Annotated in this window: 6 protein-coding genes and 1 other RNA gene; 2 read left to right on the top strand and 5 right to left on the bottom strand. The window is 69.3% G+C overall.

The annotated features are described in order from the left end of the window. The 3 genes from ACT6QK_RS14720 to ffs form a co-directional block, all read right to left on the bottom strand. A partial coding sequence (locus ACT6QK_RS14720) for a DNA polymerase III subunit gamma/tau (RefSeq protein ID WP_444598573.1) occupies nt 1–1292 on the bottom strand: 1292 nt, incomplete at its 3' end. A 105-nt stretch (nt 1293–1397) separates the two neighbouring features. Next, nucleotides 1398–1781, bottom strand: coding sequence for a DUF3597 domain-containing protein (locus ACT6QK_RS14725; protein ID WP_444598574.1), 384 nt, complete (start codon nt 1779–1781; stop codon nt 1398–1400). A gap of 233 nt (nt 1782–2014) precedes the next feature. Then, nucleotides 2015–2108: signal recognition particle sRNA small type (gene ffs / locus ACT6QK_RS14730), an RNA gene on the bottom strand. Nucleotides 2109–2181: 73 nt separating this feature from the next. On the opposite strand from ffs, the gene nudC reads away from it, so the two are divergent. Beyond that, nucleotides 2182–3108, top strand: a complete 927-nt coding sequence (gene nudC / locus ACT6QK_RS14735; protein ID WP_444598575.1) for an NAD(+) diphosphatase — start codon at nt 2182–2184, stop codon at nt 3106–3108. A 3-nt stretch (nt 3109–3111) separates the two neighbouring features. On the opposite strand, the gene ACT6QK_RS14740 is transcribed toward nudC, so the two are convergent. Both ACT6QK_RS14740 and ACT6QK_RS14745 read right to left on the bottom strand, forming a co-directional pair. Next, nucleotides 3112–3555, bottom strand: a complete 444-nt coding sequence (locus ACT6QK_RS14740; protein ID WP_444598576.1) for a hypothetical protein — start codon at nt 3553–3555, stop codon at nt 3112–3114. Between the two features lie 43 nt (nt 3556–3598). Beyond that, nucleotides 3599–4324 (bottom strand): 3-deoxy-manno-octulosonate cytidylyltransferase, encoded by a 726-nt coding sequence (locus tag ACT6QK_RS14745; RefSeq protein WP_444598577.1) that lies wholly within the window; start codon nt 4322–4324, stop codon nt 3599–3601. A 159-nt stretch (nt 4325–4483) separates the two neighbouring features. Between ACT6QK_RS14745 and ACT6QK_RS14750 the strand changes: the two genes are divergently transcribed. Further along, nucleotides 4484–5128: c-type cytochrome (locus ACT6QK_RS14750; protein ID WP_444598578.1), on the top strand; the 645-nt coding region annotated here is incomplete at its 3' end.

Here is a 5128-nt window from a genome sequence, read left to right on the forward strand (position 1 = left end):
GCGTAGGCGAGCCGGACGATGGCCATCTCCACCGCATCGGCGGGGCTGGGCGCGCGGCGCACCTCGTCCAGGGCCTTGAGCAGCATCTGCCAGACCCGCGACAGGGTTCCGGCCGAGATCGCGGCGCCCAGGGCCGCCAGACTGGCCGCCTGATCCGCCGGCAGGCGCGTCGCCTGCGGGCCCAGCATCTTGGCCACCGAGGCGGCGTGGCAGTGTTCCAGCAGGTCATTGGTCACCTGCACCGGATCGGCGCCGTAGCCATAGAGGGTGCGGAAGGTCTCCAGCGCCTCGGGCGTGCGGCCGCCCATGATCTGTTCGAAAAGCTGGATGGTCTGGGTGCGATCGGCCAGACCCAGCATGTCGCGCACGACCTCGGTCTTGACCGGCTCCCCGCGTTCACCCTGCACCAGGGCCTGATCCAGCAGGGACAGGCCGTCGCGCACAGAACCCTCCGCCGCGCGGGCGATCAGGGCCAGGGCGTCGTCCTCGACCTTCATCCCCTCCTTGCCCGCGATGCGCGACAGGTGCTCGACCAGAATTTCCGGCTCGACGCGGCGCAGGTCGAAGCGCTGGCAGCGGCTCAGGATCGTCACCGGCACCTTGCGGATCTCGGTGGTGGCGAAGATGAACTTGGCGTGGGGCGGCGGCTCTTCCAGCGTCTTCAGCAGGGCGTTGAAGGCCTGGTTCGACAGCATGTGCACTTCGTCCAGCACATAGACCTTGTAGCGGGCCTCGACCGGGGCGTAGCGGACGCTCTCCAGGATGTCGCGGATGTCGTTGACGCCGGTGTGGCTGGCGGCGTCCATCTCCATCACGTCCATGTGCTGGCCGGCCATGATGGCGGCGTCATGGACCCCGTTGGCGGTCAGTTCCAGCGAGGGCCGGTCGATGGCGTCGGTCTGGTTGTTCAGCGCCCGTGCCAGCAGCCGGGCCGTGGTCGTCTTGCCGACCCCCCGCACCCCAGTCAGCATGAAGGCGTGGGCGATGCGGCCGGTGGCGAAGGCGTTGGTCAGGGTCCGGACCATGGCCTCCTGACCGATCAGGTCCTCGAAGGTCTTCGGCCGGTATTTGCGCGCCAAGACGGTATAGGCCTCGCCGGAAGCCTCGTCGTGGACCTCGGACGGCGCAGGCGCGGCCTTTGCCGGGGCTGCGGCCTCAGCCGGAACGACGTCTTTCGCCGGCTCGGGCGCAGCGGCGGGCGCGCCGAACATGTCGTCGGTGTTCTCGTCCCGCTCGGGGAGATCGTCCTCCTCCCAGGGAGGGCCGTCGAGACTCGGGTCCACATCGCTCATGCCGATGTCTTAACGCGACCGGGGCGAGCCGTCACCGCAAACGACGACGCCGCCGCCCGCGAATGCAGGCGACGGCGCTGAAAACAGTCGAACTGTTGTGGACGATCAGTCCAGCAGGTCGGCGGGGACCTTGCCGCCGTTGGCGGCCAGCTTGGCCAGGACCTGCTTGTGCAGCCAGATGTTCATGGCGGCGCTGTCCGACTTGTCGCCGGTGTAGCCCAGCTCATCGGCCAGTTCCTTGCGCTCGGACAGCGAGCTTTCCATGCCGACCAGCTTCATCAGGTCGACGATGGAGGTGCGCCAGTTCAGCTTCTGCGGGTTCTCGGCCGCCAGTTCGTTCAGGACCGCCTCGATGTCCACGGGCTCGGGGGCCGGGGCGGGTGCGGGCGCGGCGGTCGGGGCTGCGGGGGCCGCCGTCGGGGCCGGGGCGGGCGCGGCGGGCTTCTTGCGATTGAAGATGCCGCCGAGGATCTTGCCGAAAATGCTCATGGTGTGGCTCCACATTGAATGAGAAGACAACCAGTGGCGCCCCTCCGGGTTGCGCGCCACCCCGGGTTTACGAACATTTACACACAGCCTTGCGACGGCAGTCGGTCACCAGTGCGAGCGGACGCGCTCAAGCAGCGCGGGACCGCGTCCCGTGCGTTAGCCGCAAGAAACCGCGCTCAGGCAGCGAGCCCCGGACCTGATCCGGGGCGAGCGTTAGCGCCAAAAAAGACGGGAGAAGTGGAGACCGCGACCCGAAGGGGACTTCGTTGTGGCTGCTGCCTTCCGGCCCTGACCAGGTTGGCGAAGCCTTCGCCCGCGATCTCCGAGAGGGGATATGGCGGGTGAACCGGGCGAAATCAAGCCGCGAGACGACTCTGTCGCGAGACGATATGAGACGGCCATGGCTCTCGATCCCGTCAACACCTTCGCTGGCAATCCGCTCGATCGGGCGGGCGATCTGAGGAACGATCCGGACTGGGTGGCGGAACAGGCGGGGCGCGACGACGCCCTGGCCCTGATCCTCTGGAACGGCGCGCCCCTGATCGAGGAGACCGCCGACGGCCCGCGGCTGGCCTGGGTCGACATGGCCCACGCCCGGGTGCTGGTCCCCGACCGTGAGCTGTTCCTCGGCCTCTGGAAGGGCGCGCCCGTCTTCGCCGTCGAGTTCGAGGGCCCCGCCGATCCGGCCGAGGGGCCGGTCAAGGGCCTCGGCGTCTTCCACGACATGCGTACCGCCGCCGGGATGCTGCCGGGCCAGGACTCGGCCATGGCCGGCTGCGCCAAGAGCCTGTTCGACTGGCGGCGGCGCCACGGCTTCTGCGCCGCCTGCGGCCAGCCGACCCGCACCGGGTCCGGCGGCTGGAAACGGATCTGCGAGGCCTGCGGGACCGAGCATTTCCCGCGCGTCGACCCGGTCACCATCATGCTGCCGGTCTATATGGGCGGCGCCGAACCGGTCTGCCTGCTGGGCCGTCAGGCCGCCTGGCCCGCCGGACGGATGTCGGCCCTGGCCGGCTTCCTCGAGCCCGGGGAATCCATCGAGGAGGCCTGCGCCCGCGAGGTTAAGGAAGAGGCCGGACTGACCGTCACCGCCGTCCGCTACCACTCCAGCCAGCCCTGGCCCTTCCCGTCGCAACTGATGATCGGCCTGATCGCCGAAGTCTCCGACGACCAGGCCACGCCGGACCAGACCGAGCTGGAAGCGGTGGCGTGGCTGACCCGGGCCGAGGCGCGGGCCGTGCTGGACGGCGCCCACCCCGAGATCAAGGCCCCGCCGCCCTTCGCCATCGCCCACACCCTGATCCGGGCCTGGGTCGATGAAGGCTGACTGTCAGTCGGCGCGATAGACGCGAACCCCTGTCAGGCAGGGGTCGGCCGAACAGTCGGCCATGACGCTCCGGACCTGATAGGCGCCGCCTCGCACATTCTCCAGCACCACGATCGGGGCGTCGTCGTCCAGAACGTCGGACCCGACGACCACGGCGTTCGAATCCTTCACCTCCAGATCGAAGTCGCTGCAGTCCTCGTCGCAGACGCCGACGATCCAGTAGGTCTGGCCGCGGTCTAGGCTGACGATGTCGCCACGGCTCGATCCGTCCTCGATGCCGTTCTGGAAGGCCGCGACCTGGGTCATCCGCCTGCCCTTGTCCCTGAAGTCGGCCTCCAGCTGCGTGAACAGATTGCGGATCAGGGCCTGGCCCGTCTGGGCGGCGGCGGGGGTGACCACGATCCCGCCGGCGACGGCGATCAGGGCGGCGAAGGTGGAAAGACGCATGATGTCGGGCTCCAAGGTTCCCGACAGCTAGGCCGAACGCCGGTCACTCGGCAAGACGGCGGGCGCTTTCCAAATCTGACGGATTGTCGACCGACAGGGGCGCTTCGTCGATGACGGCGGCCCAGATGGACAGACCCATCTCCAGCGCCCGCAGTTGCTCCAGCTTCTCGCGGGTCTCCAGCGGCGACGGCGGGGCGGCGCAGAACTGCATCAGCGCCTCGCGGCGGTAGCCGTAGATGCCGATATGCCGCCAGACCGGCGCGTCGCCGTACAGGGTCGACCGGGTGAAATAGAGCGCGCGGCCGTGACGCTCGCCTTCGGACAGGGCCAGGACCGCCTTGACCACATCCGCGTTGGCCCGATCCGACAGGTCCGCCTCGGGCGCGACCAGGGTCGCGATGTCGCAGGTCGGCTCACCGTGCAGCAGGGCCGCGCAGGCCGTGGCCAGACCTGGATCGGCGAAGGGCATGTCGCCCTGCAGGTTGATGATCGCGTCGTGCTCGCCTTCCGGATCGACCGCCTCGACCGCCGCCCGGATGCGGTCCGAGCCGCTCGGCAGGGCCGGATCGGTCAGGATCGCCCGCCCCCCGGCCGCTTCGACGGCCTCGACGATCTCGGGATCGCCGGCGGCCACCACCACAGGAAGGCCGGAGTTCATGGCGCTTTCCCAGGCCCGCACGATCATCGGTTTTCCGCCGATATCGGCCAGCGGCTTGTTGGGCAGACGGGTCGCCGCCATGCGAGCGGGTATCATTATCAGAGGGTTCATCGTCACACTCATACGGCTGTGGCCCGCAAGGCCTTCAAACCCCGACCAAACCACCCTGGAGCCGGTTGCGAAGGCCGCGCTACCGTGTCAGAGACGCCCACGCAAGAATTCGTCCGCCGCGCCTGTCGTCGGACCTGGTTAGAGGATGCGACCACGCGCATGAGCGGCGATCTGAAGTGGAACAAGATTCTGGGCGCGGCTCTGGGGACGGCCTTCGTCATCCTGGTCGTCAAGGAAGGCTCGGGCTTCGTCTACAAGACGCATGAGCCTGAAAAGATGGGCTACTTCGTCAACGCCCCGGAAGAGGCCGAGGCGGGAGCCGAGGCCCCTGCCCTGCCCGCCGACTGGGGCACGGTCCTGCCCGCCGCCGACCTGGCCGCCGGTGAAGCCGCCTTCGCCCGCTGCAAGGCGTGCCACAATGCGACCCAGGGCGGCGCCGACGGCATCGGCCCGAATCTCTGGGGCGTCGTCGGCGGCCCGGTCATGCACCGCGCCGGCTTCGCCTATTCGGACGCCATGGCCGCGCACAAGGCCATCGCCCCGACCTGGACCTATGACGCCCTGGACGAGTTCATCACCAACCCGGGCAAGGACGTGCCGGGCACCAAGATGTCCTTCGCGGGTCTGCGCGACGAGGCCACCCGCCACAATCTGATCGCTTGGCTGCGCTCGCAGGGCTCGACCGGCTACGCCATCCCGGCGCCCGATCCCGCCCGTCAGCCCGGCGCCGCACCGGCCGCCGGCGCTGCGCCCGCCGGCGCTGAAGCCGCCGTCGAAGGCGGAGCCCCCGCTCCGGCCGAGGGC

Origin of the sequence: Brevundimonas sp., assembly GCF_052436175.1 — a bacterium.
GTDB lineage: Bacteria > Pseudomonadota > Alphaproteobacteria > Caulobacterales > Caulobacteraceae > Brevundimonas.